Here is a 241-nt window from a genome sequence, read left to right on the forward strand (position 1 = left end):
AGAGCCAAAAATTAAGCCATATACAACAAAAAAGCAGTGAGTTGATAGAACAATACCAAAAATCATTAGAAACGCTTAAAAAGCCTTTAAACGTCCAATATGAACATGAAACTGAAAAAGAAGGTGGATTATTCAACAAAGAAATACAAGAAACAGGCAATGTTGTAATAAGCCAAGAAGATTTTAATACCTTTCAGAAACAAATAGAAGCATCACAAACGATTACAGAAGATTATGAGCG

At 31.5% G+C, this 241-nt stretch carries 1 pseudogene; it reads left to right on the forward strand.

What is annotated here, in order from left to right:
• Positions 1–241 (forward strand): annotated as a pseudogene (locus SH09_RS14020) (MobV family relaxase); the annotation flags it as partial.

The organism is Staphylococcus gallinarum, assembly GCF_000875895.1.
Taxonomy (GTDB): Bacteria; Bacillota; Bacilli; order Staphylococcales; family Staphylococcaceae; genus Staphylococcus; species Staphylococcus gallinarum.